This is a genomic window from Ectopseudomonas composti (genome assembly GCF_001567565.1).
Lineage (GTDB): Bacteria > Pseudomonadota > Gammaproteobacteria > Pseudomonadales > Pseudomonadaceae > Aquipseudomonas > Aquipseudomonas composti_A.
In genome coordinates, this window is sequence record NZ_LSSW01000015.1 from 41331 (window position 1) to 55291 (window position 13961).

At 64.6% G+C, this 13961-nt stretch carries 11 protein-coding genes; 5 read left to right on the forward strand and 6 right to left on the reverse strand.

Annotated elements, in window-relative coordinates; all coding sequences use genetic code 11:
• Positions 1-69: 69 nt before the first annotated feature.
• Positions 70-2154, reverse strand: coding sequence for a TonB-dependent receptor family protein (locus PCLY_RS03890; protein ID WP_061237987.1), 2085 nt, complete (start codon positions 2152-2154; stop codon positions 70-72).
• Positions 2155-2351: 197 nt separating this feature from the next.
• Between PCLY_RS03890 and PCLY_RS03895 the strand changes: the two genes are divergently transcribed.
• From PCLY_RS03895 to gntR, 4 genes are all read left to right on the forward strand, one after another.
• Positions 2352-3473 (forward strand): gluconokinase, GntK/IdnK-type, encoded by a 1122-nt coding sequence (locus PCLY_RS03895; protein ID WP_061237988.1) that lies wholly within the window; start codon positions 2352-2354, stop codon positions 3471-3473.
• A gap of 49 nt (positions 3474-3522) precedes the next feature.
• Positions 3523-4800, forward strand: a complete 1278-nt coding sequence (locus tag PCLY_RS03900) for a TRAP transporter large permease (protein ID WP_061237989.1) — start codon at positions 3523-3525, stop codon at positions 4798-4800.
• A gap of 57 nt (positions 4801-4857) precedes the next feature.
• Positions 4858-5871, forward strand: coding sequence for a TRAP transporter substrate-binding protein (locus tag PCLY_RS03905; RefSeq protein ID WP_061237990.1), 1014 nt, complete (start codon positions 4858-4860; stop codon positions 5869-5871).
• A 179-nt stretch (positions 5872-6050) separates the two neighbouring features.
• Entirely contained in the window at positions 6051-7070 is a 1020-nt protein-coding gene (gene gntR / locus PCLY_RS03910; RefSeq protein ID WP_061237991.1) for an HTH-type transcriptional regulator GntR, read from the forward strand.
• A gap of 2 nt (positions 7071-7072) precedes the next feature.
• On the opposite strand, the gene PCLY_RS03915 is transcribed toward gntR, so the two are convergent.
• The gene (locus tag PCLY_RS03915) at positions 7073-8101 is read right to left on the reverse strand and encodes a lipase secretion chaperone (RefSeq protein ID WP_061237992.1); all 1029 of its coding nucleotides are present in this window, start codon (positions 8099-8101) and stop codon (positions 7073-7075) included.
• A 107-nt stretch (positions 8102-8208) separates the two neighbouring features.
• Positions 8209-9162: a triacylglycerol lipase gene (locus tag PCLY_RS03920; protein ID WP_061237993.1), complete on the reverse strand. Its 954-nt coding sequence runs from the start codon at positions 9160-9162 to the stop codon at positions 8209-8211.
• A 503-nt stretch (positions 9163-9665) separates the two neighbouring features.
• Here PCLY_RS03920 and PCLY_RS03925 point away from each other — a divergent pair.
• Positions 9666-9974, forward strand: a complete 309-nt coding sequence (locus PCLY_RS03925; RefSeq protein WP_061237994.1) for a hypothetical protein — start codon at positions 9666-9668, stop codon at positions 9972-9974.
• Between the two features lie 241 nt (positions 9975-10215).
• Here the strand turns inward: PCLY_RS03925 and greB are convergent, their stop codons facing one another.
• Genes greB through PCLY_RS03940 form a run of 3 tightly spaced genes read right to left on the reverse strand, consistent with a single transcriptional unit; the run spans position 10216 to position 13955 of the window.
• Positions 10216-10713 (reverse strand): transcription elongation factor GreB, encoded by a 498-nt coding sequence (gene greB, locus PCLY_RS03930; RefSeq protein ID WP_061237995.1) that lies wholly within the window; start codon positions 10711-10713, stop codon positions 10216-10218.
• A 54-nt stretch (positions 10714-10767) separates the two neighbouring features.
• On the reverse strand, positions 10768-13272 hold the full coding sequence (locus tag PCLY_RS03935; RefSeq protein WP_061237996.1) for an ABC transporter permease: 2505 nt from the start codon (positions 13270-13272) through the stop codon (positions 10768-10770).
• Entirely contained in the window at positions 13272-13955 is a 684-nt protein-coding gene (locus PCLY_RS03940; RefSeq protein WP_061237997.1) for an ABC transporter ATP-binding protein, read from the reverse strand. The genes PCLY_RS03935 and PCLY_RS03940 overlap by 1 nt, the downstream gene beginning before the upstream one ends.
• Between the last annotated feature and the right edge of the window lie 6 nt (positions 13956-13961).

A 13961-nucleotide genomic window follows, 5' to 3' on the forward strand; every position in this document is an offset into this window, starting at 1 on the left:
AGGGGAGTCAGCCCTCTCCCCCAGCCCCTCTCCCACAAGTGGGAGAGGGGAGCTCGTTCGTTGTCAGCTTTAATCGAACTGGTACTGCACACCCGCGCCGACGTACCAGGCGCGCTCCGGGCCGGGTTCGTAATAGCGGCCGTTGCCATCGCCGACGATCACCGAGCCGATGTACTGGCGATCCAGCAAGTTGTCGATACGCAGCACCTGGTTGAAGGTCAGCGCGCCGGCCTTCTGTTCGAAGCGCGCCTGCCAGTTGAACAGCGCGTAGCTGGGCGCCGCCTTGGCGGTGTTGCTGTCCTCGACGTAGAGCTTGCTGCGATAGAGGCCTTCGACGCTGCTGCTGAACCATTCCAGCGGTTGCCAGGCCAGCTCACCATAGAGCGTGCGCGCGGGAATGCCCGGCAGGTGGTTGCCCGACTCGATCAGCCGGCCGTTGCTGGTGAAGTCCTGGCTGTAGACGGCATCGATCTGGGTGTAGGCGAGATTGGCGCGCAGGGTTTCGCTCAGTCGGCTTTCCAGGGCCAGCTCGACGCCGCGACGGCGGGTCTGGGCGGCATTCTGGAAGCGTGAGCGACCGCCACTGGCTGATTCGACCACCAGTTCGTCGTCGGTATCGATCTGAAACAGCGCCAGTTGCAGGCTGCTCGTCTCGCCCAGACGCGCCTTGAGGCCAACTTCGAACTGCTCGCTGGTGGCCGGCTTGAGGTCGAAGCCGAAGCTGTTGTCGGCGCCCGAATAGGACAACTCGTTAAGCGTCGGCGTCTCCACACCCTTGCCCCAGCTGGCGTAGACATTCAGGTCTGGCGACAAGGCGTAGCTGGCGCCCAGGGTTGGCGTCAGCTCGCGGTAGGTGACCGAGCCGCTGTCATCGCCATTGCTCAGGAAGCGGTCGTCCACCTCGAATTCCACCTGGTTGTGGCGCAGGCCGGCCTGCAGGTCGAGCTTGGCCAACTGCCAGGCAGCCTGGACATAGGGCGACAAGCTGGTGACCTCGTTACGCTCGTCACGGCGCAGGTTGCCTTTCACGCCCAGGGTGCTGCCGACGAAGTTCTCATAGCTCTGGCGATCGTCGCGTGAATGGTCGTAATCCAGGCCGGTGGTGACGGTCAGCAGGCTGCTGCCGAGGTCGAACGACTGGATCCAGCGGTTGCCGATACCGTGAAAGCGACGTTCAAAATCGATCACGCCGCCGGACTGAGAGGCCGGTGTCTGTACGGCCACGGGAATCGACTGGTACTGAATCACCCGTCGTGTACCGCTGTAGACAGTGCTCTGCCAGGTGCCGGCAGCGAAGCTGCGCTCGTAGTTAAGGGCGAACTGGCGATGGTCGACGGTCTTGCGCGTGTTGAACAGCAGCGCGCTTGGGGCGGCGGCGCGGCGGTTGTTCTGTACCTGCGCCCAGGTCAGACCCTGCGGATCCTGGGTGTCATTCTGATCCAGTTCGCTGACGCTCAGGCTGAGCTTGCTCGCGTCATCCGGGTACAGGGTCAGCTTGGCGAAGGTCTTGTCGAGGATGGCGCCGCTGTGGTCGCGGTAGCCATCGGTCTCGAAGTGCGAGCGATTGATGATGAAGCCGGCCTTGTCGTTGCCGCCCTCGGCGGCGACGCGGGTACGGCTGGTGCCGTAGGCAGCCTGAGAGGTGTCGACGGAGACCTTGGGCGGGCCTTCGCCATCGCGTGAAAACAGCTGGATGACGCCGCCAGAGTTGCTGCCGTAGACGCTGGCGAAGGGGCCGCGTAGCACCTCTATGCGCTCCAGGGTATCGAGATCGAAGGTCGCCGCCTGGCCCTGACCGTCGGGGTTGGACAGCGGCACGCCGTCGGCCAATAGCTTGATGCCGCGAATGCCGAATGCCGAGCGTGCGCCAAAGCCGCGCGAGGAAATCTGTAGGTCCTGCGCATAGTTCTGGCGGTTCTGCGCCACCACCCCCGGCGCGCTGCCAAGGGCTTCGGACAGGTTGACGCCTGGTTTGCCCAGCGTCGCCTGCTCGGCATCGATGCGGTTGACGGAGAAGGGCAACTGCCAGCCGCTGGCTTGGTAGCGGCTGCCGGTGACTACCAGCGGATCGGCCTGGTACGCGGTGGTTTCGGCCTGCGCAGCCAGCGGCAGCAACAGCGTGGGCAGCCAGGCGCAGCGTTTCAGCCGGTGCATTGGCGAAATGTCTCCTTCTTTGCAGGTAGGCGATCTTGAGCGTGTCCGCCGGCTGCGGGCCAGCGCTGTGTGTTGCTGATCAGAGGAAATGCTCTACGAAATGTTGCCATGGGAGGGTTGTCGAACGTTTTGGATAGCGCTAACATTCGGCTCAAACAATGAGCGGCACCACCTCGGATGGTGCCCATGGAGTTCCCATGCAACAGCAGCCTTCCGCATTGCCGGCCCGTACCACGCTCGTGGTCATGGGCGTCAGTGGCTCCGGCAAGAGCGAGATCAGCCAGGCGGTCGCCACCGCCCTCGGCTGGCGTCATATCGAAGCCGATCATTTCCATCCTTCCGAAAATGTAGAACGCATGCGTGCGGGTATCGCGCTGAGCGACGAAGACCGTCGTCACTGGCTGGATGCGCTGTGCGAGCAGATGCTGGCGGCGCAGGCGGCCGGTGAATGCTTCGTGCTGGCCTGCTCGGCGCTCAAACGTGCCTATCGCGAGCGTTTGCGCCAGGCGATTCCGGGGCTGCAGTTCGTGCACCTGGACATCGCGCACGCCACCGCTGTAAAGCGCGTGGGTGCTCGGCCGGGACATTTCATGCCGATTTCGCTGGTCGACAGCCAGTTCTCTACCCTCGAGAGTCCGGCGGGCGAGCCGCATGTGTTGGTCGTCGATGCGCAGCAGCCGGTTGATGTCCTGCTATCCGATATCCAGGCCTGGGTTCGTCGTAATGCCGTGGAGGCGGCCTCGAGCGAAGCGCAGGATGCTCTCGATGGTGAAATTGATAGCGCTAACCAAGACGTGCAGCTGGGCGCCGAGCCGATCTACGAAGGGCGTATCGCACGCGGTTTCGACCGCCTGACCGATGGCCTGATGGCGCTGCTGATGACCTTCATGGTGGTGGCGGTGTTCACCAACGTGGTGCTGCGCTATGCATTCGGCACGGGGTGGCCCGGCGCAGAAGAGCTGTCACGCCTGGCCTTCGTCTGGCTGATCTTCGTTGGAGTGGCCTCCGGCATGCGTCGGGGCGAGTTGATGACCTTTCGCATGATTCGCGACCGTTTCCCGCAGCTGGTGCAACGGCTGGTGGATTCGCTGAGCTGGATCCTGGTCGCCGGGGCCAGTCTGCTCTCGGCCTGGGGGGCCTGGAACCAGGTGCAGTTCGGTTGGGGCAACGTCAGTACGGTGGTCGGTTATCCGGTCGTACTGGCCATGCTGCCAGTGCTGGTGAGCATGCTGGTGCTGGCGATTCTCGCCGTGGTGCAACTGGTCAAGCTCTGGCGCCACGCACCGCAGAGCGGGCTGACCGAGGCGCACATCGAATGATGCCGACCCCATTGCAACAAGACGGGCACTGCCCATCGAGGACCTGCCGATGACTGTCGCGGTATTTCTTTCGTCCCTGCTGGGGTTCATGGCATTCGGCATGCCCATTGCGTTCGCCTTGATCCTCACCGCAGCCGTGCTGATGTGGTATCTGGATTTCTGGGACGTGCAGTTGCTGGCGCAGAACCTGCTCGCCGGCGCCGACAGCTTCCCGCTGCTAGCCGTGCCGTTCTTCATCCTGGCCGGCGAGCTGATGAACGCCGGCGGTATTTCTCGGCGCATCATCGCCATGGCCCAGGCCTACTTCGGCCACCTGCGCGGCGGCCTCGGCTACGTCGCCATCGCCGCTGCGGTGCTGCTGGCCAGCATGTCCGGTTCGGCTCTGGCCGACACCGCGGCACTGGCCACCTTGCTCCTGCCGATGATGCGCCAGCGCGGTTACCCGGTGCATTCATCGGCTGGCCTGGTGGCTGCCGGCGGCATCATCGCGCCGATCATTCCACCGTCGATGCCGTTCGTGATCTACGGTGTGGTCACCAACACCTCCATCAGCCAACTGTTCATGGCCGGCCTGGTACCGGGGCTGATCATGGGTGCCGGCCTGATCATCGCCTGGACCCTGATCGCCCGTGGTTTCACCGAGCCAACGCCGCCCAAAGCCAGTGCCGCCGAGCGCCGCCGGGTGCTGGTCGACGGTGCGGCGGCGCTGATGTTGCCAGTGATCATCGTCGGCGGTTTGCGCTTTGGCATCTTCACGCCGACCGAGGCCGCCGTGGTCGCGGCGGTGTATGCGTTGGCCGTGTCCACCTTGCTCTACCGAGAGCTGAGCTGGAGCGACCTGGTGGAAACCCTGACCCGCGCCAGCCGTACCACCGCATCGGTGATGTTCCTCTGCGCTGCCGCCACGGTATCGGCCTACATGATCACCCTGGCGCAGTTGCCGGACGAGATCGGCGCCATGCTTGGGCCATTGGCCGAACATCCGCGGCTTCTGGTGCTGGCGATCATGCTGCTGATGATTGCCGTGGGCATGGTGCTGGACCTGACCCCGACCATCCTGATTCTGGCACCGGTGCTGGCGCCCATCGCGATCAAGGCTGGCGTCGATCCGGTGTACTTCGGCGTGATGTTCGTGCTGATCGGCTCCATCGGCCTGATCACCCCGCCGGTCGGCACCGTGCTCAACGTCGTTGGCGGTATCGGCAAGTTGCGCATGGAGGTGCTGGTGCGCGGGGTGATGCCGTTCTTCCTGATCTATCTGGCCATCGTCGTGTTGCTGGTGGCTTTCCCGGCCTTGGTTACCGTGCCACTGGCCTGGTTGCGCTGAGTTGACCTGCCGGCTTTGGCGCGCCGGCATCATTCACAACAATAAGAGGTAGTACCGATGAAACGTCCGCTGCTCGCCATCCTCACCGCTGCCATGCTGTGCAGCCCACTCGCCAGCTTCACTGTCCATGCCGACGAGGTGCGCTCGCGCATGATCCGCTTCGGCTATGGCCTCAACGAGAACAGCAACCAGGGCCGTGCGGCCAAGCTGTTCGCCGAGGAAGTGGCCAAGGCCTCCGATGGCAAACTCAAGGTGCGCACCTTCGGCGCTGCCAGCCTGGGTTCCGATGATCAGATGCAGAGCGCGCTGATCGGCGGGGCGCAGGAGATGATGGTCGGCTCCACTGCCACCCTGGTCGGCATCACCAAGGAAATGGCGGTATGGGACACACCGTTCCTGTTCAGCAGCGCCGAGCAGGCCGACGCCGTGCTCGACGGTCCGGTCGGCCGTCAGGTCATGGACAAGCTCGAAGAGAAGGGCCTGGTCGGCCTGGTGTACTGGGAGAACGGCTTTCGCAACCTGACCAACAACAGTCGTCCAATCGACAAGCTGGAAGACTTCTCCGGCATCAAGCTGCGGGTCATGCCCAACCCGGTGTTCCTCGATACCTTCAAACTGATGGGCGCCAATGCGGTGCCGCTGCCATTCTCCGAACTGTTCACTGCTTTGGAGACCAAGGCGGTCGACGGTCAGGAAAATCCGTTCAACACCATTCTGTCTTCGAAGTTCTACGAGGTGCAGAAGTACCTCACCGTGACCAACCACGTGTATAGCCCGTGGATCGTCACCGTGTCCAAACGCTGGTGGGACGGCTTGTCGCAGACCGAGCAGAACATCCTGCTGGAAGCGGCCAAGAAGGCGCGTGACTTCGAGCGCAAGGACACCCGCGAAGAGGCCGCTCGTGCGCTGGCCGAGCTGAAAGGCAAGGGTATGCAGATCAACGAGGTGGATCCGGCCCAGGTGCAGCGTATGCGTGAGAAGGCCGCGCCGGCGATCCAGAAGGTCGTCGACACGGTCGGCCAGCAACTGTTCGATCAGGTTCAGGCCGAAGCCGAGAAGGCCGCTTTGTAAGGACTTGCCCAGGTTCAGGTGCGACTAACGCGCAGCCGATCCTGGGCAGGTTCGCAGTTTCGCGGGGCACGCAGGTGGTAACGCTCCTTGCATGGTGGCGTTACCCCGGGCGGCGTGTCCCGCGCTTTATTCACCGGCAGGGCTGCTAGAATCGGCCGCTGGTAACCAATGGAGGCGCTATGACTCAACGCCGTCGCCGCTCTGCCGAACGCGTCACCCTGTCCGATGTGGCCAAGGCTGCAGGCTGTTCGCTGATGTCTGCCTCGCGTGCACTGTCGCAGCCGGGGCGAGTGTCCGATGCATTGCGCGAGCAGGTGATGCGCGCGGCCCAGGCGCTGGGCTATGTGCCTAACCCGGCCGCGCGGGCGCTCGCCAGTTCGCGTTCCAACCTGGTGGCAGTGGTGATTCCGTCATTGTCGAACTCGGTGTTCGTCGACACCGTCGAAGCCATCCAGCGCGTGCTGATGCCGGCCGGCTTCGAGATGATGATTGGCGTCAGCCACTACCGGGTCGAGGAAGACGAGCGTCTGCTGCGCTCCTACCTGGCGCACCAGCCCGCTGGTCTGCTGGTCACGGGCTTCGAGCGCAGCGATGCCGCGCGCGAAATCCTCGGTGCCAGCAGTTGCCCGCTGGTGACGCTGATGGAGCTGAGCGAGGAGCCGGAAGACTATTGCGTCGGCTTTTCGCAGATCGAGGCCGGTGCCGCCATGACCCGCGCCCTGGTGCAACGCGGCTATCGCCATATCGCCTTCGCCGCGGCGCAGCTCGACCCGCGCACCTTGCAGCGCGCCGAGGGCTATCGCCAGGTGATGCATTACCTCAATCGCCATGATCCGGCGCTGGAGCTGCTGACGCCGCAGCTGTCGTCCATCGGCCTCGGCGCCGAGCTGCTCGATCGTCTGCTGGCGCAGCAGCCACAGATCGATGCGGTGTTCTTCAACAACGACGACCTAGCCATGGGCGCGCTGTTTCGCGCGCGGCAACTGGGGTTGGAGGTGCCAGGGCGCCTGGCCATCGCCGGCTTCAACGACCTGCCCGCTGCGGCCTGGATGCATCCGGCGCTGAGCACCGTGCGTACTACGCGGGGGCAGATCGGTGAGTTGGCGGCGAACATGCTGCTGGCGCTGATGCGCGGCGAAACCCCCGAGCAGCATTGCATCGACGTGGGCTTCGAACTGGTGATGCGCGACAGCACCTGAGGCTACTGCTTCTTGCTGGCAGCCGCCAATTGCTCGGCGGCGTCCAGGCGCAGGCGCTCACGTTCATCGAAGCGTTCGGCGGCCAGCGCGTCGATAGCCGCGCGCTTGTCACCCGTGCTGAGGCCTTCGCTGGCTTCTATTCGCGCTTTCGCCGCGAGATAGTCGTCCAGGCGTTTCTGCCAGTTCTGCCGCTGGCTATCGAGCGCCTCCAGGCGTGTGGTAGCTTCGGCGCCTACCAGTTGCTGACGCATCTGGCGGATCTGCGCCGCGCTGGCGCCTTCGGCTTGCAGGCGCGCCGTGTTCTGCCGCAGCTCCTGCTGCAGTTGTGGCAGTACCGCGTCCTGCAACTCCTCAGGCAGGGAGGCGCGCAGCCGGTCGACGGCCGCGCCTTTCTCTTGCGCGCTCATTCTGTCGTCGTGCTGGATGGCCAGACGCTCCAGGGTGAAGCGGTTGTAGCCTTCCTCGCGGGCGAAGAAGGCCTGGTGGGTCTCGTTGTCGAACAGCCGTGCGCGCAAGGCTTGTACAGCGCTTTCGCGCTGGCGCATGGCATCGAGATTGCCCATCTGCGGCAGGTCGCGCTCCAGCAGCACCAGCTCACGCTTGTAGCTCAGGTATTGCTCCAGCAGTGCCTGCGCACGGGCCCGTGCCGGTTCCTGAAGCTGGCTGTCGATGTAGGCACGCAGACGCGAAACGCTGGCGTCCAGGCTTTCTTCGCCGATGCTGGCGAGGAAGTAATCGAAGATCCGCCGGATATCCTCGCTGATGATCAGGTTACCGGCAGCATCCACGCGAAAGCTGCCGTCGACTTCGGTGCCGACGAAGGAACCGGGCAGGGCGAGCTTGGCGGATTGCTTCTGCGCTTTACCTGCAGTCGCCGCCATGGCCTGGACAGTGGGCTCCGTCACTCGCTGTGCAGGCGTCGTAGCGACAGGCGTGCTGAGCGGGGTGGGGCGATGTCCGGGTTCCAGGTACAGCATCAACGCCAGACCAGCAGCGATCAGGATGGGCAGGGCGAACAGGGTTTTCTTCACGGCAGATTCCAGTAAGGCGTCGGATCGGGATTGCTCCCGACCCAAACCGGGCTCAGAGCCAATGCCTCGTAGGGTGCACGATGCGCACCCTACGAGAGGTTCTGCGCTTACAGCCCGGCGTTCTTCAGGCGGTTGGCATGTTGCCGGTAGACGGTCACCGGATCGGTCTCGAACAGGCTGGTCAGGCCCAGGGTCTGGTTGACCTCGTCGAGGTGATTCATCCGGTAGTTGTCGCGGATCACCTGGCCCATGTGCGAGCTGCAACGGCCGACCAGACCGTCGTTGGCTTCGTTGCCGAAGGTCAGCGAGGCGGCGCCCAGCAGCAGGTCGCTCGGGTCGAGCATGTTGGTCAGCGGGCTGGTGCCGCTCCAGGAGAAGTAACGCACGCCATTGACGCTGTAAGCGCCTTCACCGCAGGCGGTGGTGGGCAGGCCCTGCGGGAACTTGGCGTTGAAGCGCGCCGCGCCTTCGCTGTTGAGCGATTCCAGCGAACCCAGGGCGTTCTGTGGCGTGGTGCTGGAGCTGTCGGAGAGGAAGTTGATCAGCGTACCGAGGCCGTTGACGATCCCTACCAGCAGTGGGGTGGCGACCGGGCCGGCCGGACCATCGCTGATGCCCTTGAGGAAGTCGGCAGCGGCCGAGCCCTTGTGCGGAGCGCCTACGCTGGTGACGGATGCGACCAGGTCCGGGCGCACGGCAGCGACATAGCGTGTGGTCGGGCCGCCATGGCTGTGGCCGACCAGGTTGACCTTGCCCTTGCCGCTGATGGCGACGATGTCCTCGACCTGCTGCAGCAATTGCTCGCCACGTGCTTCGGAGGTGTCCAGCTGGCTGACTTCGGTGACGTAGACACTGGCGCCATCGCGGCGCAAGGCGGCCGGGACGCCGTACCAGTAGTCGACGCCGAGGATGCTGTCGAAACCGAGCATGCCGTGGCCGAGGACGATGGGGTATTTGGTCTGGGTATAGCCGGATGAACCGAACCAGAAAGCCTGGGTCTGGCCGCTGGCGAGCAGGCCGGCGCCGAGGCAGAGGGCGAGCAGGGTCTTATTGTTCTTCATGGGCGCTCTCGATGGTTGTTGTTTTGAGGCAGTCAGCTGCTTCCCGCAACACGGATCACGCCCATCCCTTGGCATGTACGGCGCAAGAACGATGGCAGGAAACATGCCATCCTCTTGCAATCGCCAGGGAACCCTCTAAATCGGTACTTTTGCTGAAATTGGTGCGATCTGGCAGCTATATCGCTGGCTAAGTTCTGTTACGTGTCGACACGTCACCTCATGCAAAAGACCGCAGGTTGAGTGGCTGGATGCGTGCATCGAAGCCCGACGGCGGAGCGTTTTGCTGCCTCGCGAGTGGCCAGGTGGGCGTCGGCCAATCGAAGGTTGGGTGCGCCTTGACAGTAAGCCGTCAGCTTCTCTAGGATGCTGCCTGCGCCGATTTAAACAGCTACTTGCGGGGCGCCACAGGGTGTTGTCATCAATGCCTGAAATTCCGCTAAAGCGCTGGTTCGGTGTCGCCTCTCACCGCTGCCCAGCGGGATTCTCGAGGCGGAGACTCGACCATGATCTGTCCCCAACCCCTTATTCGTCTGGCGCCCATTACCTCGGGCCTGCTGCTGCGCAATCCACGCGTGCTGCTTGGCGGAAGCCACCAACCCACCTTGCTGCGTTATCTCGAAGGCTGGCCCAAGCGCTGGGCCGGGTCGCGTGCGTTTCGCATCCAGTTCGTGCAGACCGGCGAGTCGTTGAACCGCTTCGCCCGCGACAGTTTCGACCTGGCGGTGATCCAGGCTCCCAGCGCTGGGGATCTGGCACAAACAGTCGGCGAGCTGGTGCGAGTGGCGCGCCAGGGTTTGATCACTCGGCGCTGAGAGCACAGACATGCAACTGCCGCCTTTCTCAGACCTGCCACAAGACGCTCATCTTTACATTAAAGAGTTCGACGTCCCGCTGGCGCAGATTTCGGGACTCGGTTGGGTGAATTACTTTGGCGGTCGCCCGCGAACGTTTGACCCAATTTGGCTCAAGCCGGGTAACCACTGGGCTGCCGAATCGCGAGAGGAGTGGATGGCGGTGGTGCGAAACTCGATGAGTTAGCGAACCTGCCGGGCGTCATGGGTAATCAATCTCGACGATGTAGCAGGTCTTCTCGCCACTGGGGCTGTGCACCCGAACCTCGGCATCCAGTTCCTTGCCGACCAGGGCGCGGGCCAGCGGTGAGTCGATGCTGATCAGGCCCTGCTTCAGGTCCAGTTCGTCGGGGCCGACGATACGGTAGCGCGACTGCTCGCCGTCCTCGTCCTCGATGGTGACCCAGGCACCGAAGTACACCTTGTTCGGATCGGACGGTTTTTCGCTGACGACCTTGAGCTTTTCCAGGCGTTTGGTGAGAAAGCGCACGCGGCTGTCGATCTCGCGCAGCATCTTCTTGCCGTAGGTGTACTCGGCGTTTTCCGAGCGGTCGCCCTGGGCTGCCGCCTCGCTGACCGATTGGGTCACCTGTGGCCGGCGCACGTGCCACAGCTCGTGCAGCTCGGCGCGCAGGCGCGCTTCGCCCTCGGGCGTGATCAATGGCGTACCGGCTGGGCGAGGGGGGCGATAGCGGCTCATGGTGTCTCGGGTCCTGAGAGGGGCGCCAAGTCTAGCAAACCCCTCTCAAGGTTCTCAGCCTTCGCGTAGCACGCTCAAGGGGCTGGCATTGAGTGCGCGGCGGGTGCCGAGTACGCCGGCCAGACCGATCAGCAGGGCACCGATCAGCGGCAGCAGGAGCAGCCAGGGGTGCGGTTGCCAGCTCATGTCGAAGGCATAACGGTAGAGCAGGAAACTCACCAGCTCACAGCCGACGGCCGCGAGCAGACCGGCAGCAGCGCCGAGCAGACCGAACTCGGCGCGCCGGGCACTGACCAGCAGCTTGCGTTCGGCGCCCAGCGCGCGCAGCAGCGCACCCTGACGAATGCGCTCGTCCAGCGTCGCCTGCAGCCCGGCGAGCAGCACGGTGACGCCGGCTGCGAGCACGAACAGCAGCACGTACTCGATGGCCAGGGTGACCTGGGCGAGGATGCTGCGCAGTTGTGCCAGCAGCGCATCGACCTGCAGCAGCGTCATGCTGGGGAAGGCGCGGCTGAGCGCGACCAGTTCCGAGTCGTGGCCCGGCGGCAGGTAGAAGCTGGTCAGGTAGGTGGCGGGCAGATCCTGCAGGGTCTGTGGCTCGAAGATCATGTAGAAATTGGGCTGGAAACTGTCCCAATCCACCTGGCGCAGGCTGCTGACCTGGGCTTCGCGCTCGATACCCCCGACGTTGAAGCGCAGGCGATCGCCGAGCTTCAGGTGCAGGCTTTCGGCCAGCTCGGCTTCGACGGAAACCCCAGGCAAGCCGCTGGCGTGCTCGGCGCTCCACCAACTGCCGGCGATGATCTGGTTGTCAGGCGGCAACTGCTCGGCCCAGGTCAGGCTCAGGTCGCGCTGGATGGCGCGCTCGCCACGGCTTTCCTTGGTCACCAGTTGGCGCACCGGCTCGTCGTTGATCATGATCAGCCGGCCCGGTACCACCGGATACAGCGGCGCCGGATGTGGCGACAGTTCGGCCAGGCGCGCGGCGAAGGCATCGCGCTCGGCCGGCAGCACGTTGAGGGCGAAATGGTTGGGGGCATCTTCCGGCAACTGGTCCTGCCAGGTATCGAGCAATTCGCCGCGCAGCAGGGCGATCAGCGCCATGGCCAGCAGGATCAGGCCGAAGGCCAGGGACTGCCCCGCAGCAGCGAGCGGATGCCGCAGCAGTTGGCCCAATCCCAGACGCCAGGGCAGGGAAGCGCGCTGCAGCAGGCGGCGTAGGCTTTGCAGGCCGAGCAGCAGCAAACCGCCGAGCAGCAGCGCAGCGAGCAGTCCGCCGCCCAGCAGTGCCAGCGTCAATTTCAGATCCAGGCTCAGGCGCCACATGATCAGGCCCAGCGCAACCAGTGCCGCGCCGTAGACCAGCCAGGAGCTCGCCGGTACCGGCAGCATGTCGCGGCGTAGCACGCGCAGCGGCGGTACCCGCCCCAGCGCGGCCAGTGGCGGCAGGGCGAAACCGGCCAGCGCCACCAGCCCAGTGGCCATGCCGGCCAACGCCGGCCACAGACTGGCCGGTGGCAGGTCATCGGGGATCAGTCCGCGCAGCAGATAGAACAGCACATGCTGGCCTGCCCAGCCCAGCAGCGCGCCGATCACGCAGGCAATCAGCCCGAGTAGCGCCAGTTGCAGGCCGAACAGGGCCAGCGCTTCGCGGCGTGACAGCCCCAGGCAACGCAGTAACGCACTGGCATCGAAGCGCCTCGCCGCGAAGCGTGCCGCCGACAGCGCCACCGCGACGCCAGCGAGCAGCACGGCTGCCAGGCTGGCCAGGTTCAGGTAGCGCTCGGCGCGGCCGAGTGCACCACCGACCTGGCGGTTGCCATCGCGGGCATCGTCCAGACGCTGATTGGGTTCCAGGCCAGCTTCGACGGCCTTGCGATAGGCGGCGAGGGCATCAGCATCACCGCGCCAGAGCTCACGAAAGCGCACGCGGCTGCCCGGTTGAACCACCTCGGTGGCGGCGAGATCATCGAGATTCATCAGCACGCGCGGCGTCAGGCTATAGAAGTCGCCAGCGGTGTCCGGGTCATAGGTCAGGACGCGGCTCAAGCGCAGGGTCTTGGACCCTATCTCCAGCTCATCGCCAATCTTCAGGTTCAGCGCCACCATCAGGCGGGCCTCGGCCCAGGCTTCTCCGGGGCGTGGCCCGGAGCCCACTTCCTCGGGCGCGTAGGGCTCGGCGGCGCTTCTCAGCTCACCGCGTAGCGGGTAGCGACTGCTGGTGGCCTTGACGCTGGCCAGCTGGATGCCGTCCCCGGCGGCCACGACGCTGGAAAATTCCACCGCCCGGGCGTGATCGAGGCCCAGTTTGAGCCCCGCGTCGATTTGTTCCTGACTGGCTGGCGTGCTGCCGCTCAGGCGCAGATCAGCCGCCAGAAACTCGCTGGCGCGCTGCAGCATGGCGTCGTTCAGCCGCGCGCTGAAATAGCCAATGGCGCTGCTGGCCGCCACCGCGACCAGCAGGGCGAAGAACAGCACTCGCAACTCGCCGGCGCGAGCATCGCGCAGCAGTTGGCGGGCGGCGAGCGAAAACAGGCGAGTGAAGGGCACGCGCTTCATCAGGGCTCCACGCGGTCGATCAGGTGTCCGCCTTCCAGGCGGATCAGGCGCTGGCAGCGATGCGCCAGTCGCTCGTCATGGGTGACCAGTACCAGAGTGGTGCCGCGTTCCTGGTTGAGCTGAAAGAGCAGGTCGCTGATGCGTTCACCGGTATGGCTGTCGAGATTGCCGGTGGGTTCGTCGGCGAACAGCACGTCAGGTTCGGCGGCGAAGGCTCGCGCGATCGCCACACGCTGTTGTTCGCCACCGGAGAGCTGGCGCGGGTAGTGGGTCAGACGTTGACCCAGACCGACGCGTTCGAGCAGGGCGCGGGCACGCTGTCGGGCATCGGCATGGCCTTCCAGTTCCAGCGGCAGCATGACGTTCTCCAGCGCGTTGAGGCTATCGAGCAACTGGAATGACTGGAACACGAAGCCGACATGCTCGGCACGCAGTCGTGCACGCTGGTCTTCATCGAGTTCGCTGAGATTCTTGCCAGCCAGCAGCACGGCGCCGCCGCTGGGCAGGTCGAGCCCGGCGAGCAGGCCGAGCAGGGTGGATTTGCCAGAGCCGGAACTGCCGACGATGGCCAGGCTGTCGCCTTTGTTCAGGTCCAGGTCGAGGTCATGGAGGATCGTCAGCTCGCCTTCCGTGCTGCTGACCACTTTGTTAAGGTTCCGCGCAGCGAGAATGCTCGAAGTCATGGAGAT

What these genes read in the sequence shown, in the direction of transcription:
- gntR (WP_061237991.1), top strand. Translation starts at nt 6,051, where the DNA reads ATGACTCAACGCCGTCGCCGCTCTGCCGAACGCGTCACCCTGTCCGAT.
- greB (WP_061237995.1), bottom strand. Translation starts at nt 10,713, where the DNA reads ATGAGCCGCTATCGCCCCCCTCGCCCAGCCGGTACGCCATTGATCACG.
- PCLY_RS03890 (WP_061237987.1), bottom strand. Translation starts at nt 2,154, where the DNA reads ATGCACCGGCTGAAACGCTGCGCCTGGCTGCCCACGCTGTTGCTGCCG.
- PCLY_RS03895 (WP_061237988.1), top strand. Translation starts at nt 2,352, where the DNA reads ATGCAACAGCAGCCTTCCGCATTGCCGGCCCGTACCACGCTCGTGGTC.
- PCLY_RS03900 (WP_061237989.1), top strand. Translation starts at nt 3,523, where the DNA reads ATGACTGTCGCGGTATTTCTTTCGTCCCTGCTGGGGTTCATGGCATTC.
- PCLY_RS03935 (WP_061237996.1), bottom strand. Translation starts at nt 13,272, where the DNA reads ATGAAGCGCGTGCCCTTCACTCGCCTGTTTTCGCTCGCCGCCCGCCAA.
- PCLY_RS03940 (WP_061237997.1), bottom strand. Translation starts at nt 13,955, where the DNA reads ATGACTTCGAGCATTCTCGCTGCGCGGAACCTTAACAAAGTGGTCAGC.
- PCLY_RS03905 (WP_061237990.1), top strand. Translation starts at nt 4,858, where the DNA reads ATGAAACGTCCGCTGCTCGCCATCCTCACCGCTGCCATGCTGTGCAGC.
- PCLY_RS03925 (WP_061237994.1), top strand. Translation starts at nt 9,666, where the DNA reads ATGATCTGTCCCCAACCCCTTATTCGTCTGGCGCCCATTACCTCGGGC.
- PCLY_RS03920 (WP_061237993.1), bottom strand. Translation starts at nt 9,162, where the DNA reads ATGAAGAACAATAAGACCCTGCTCGCCCTCTGCCTCGGCGCCGGCCTG.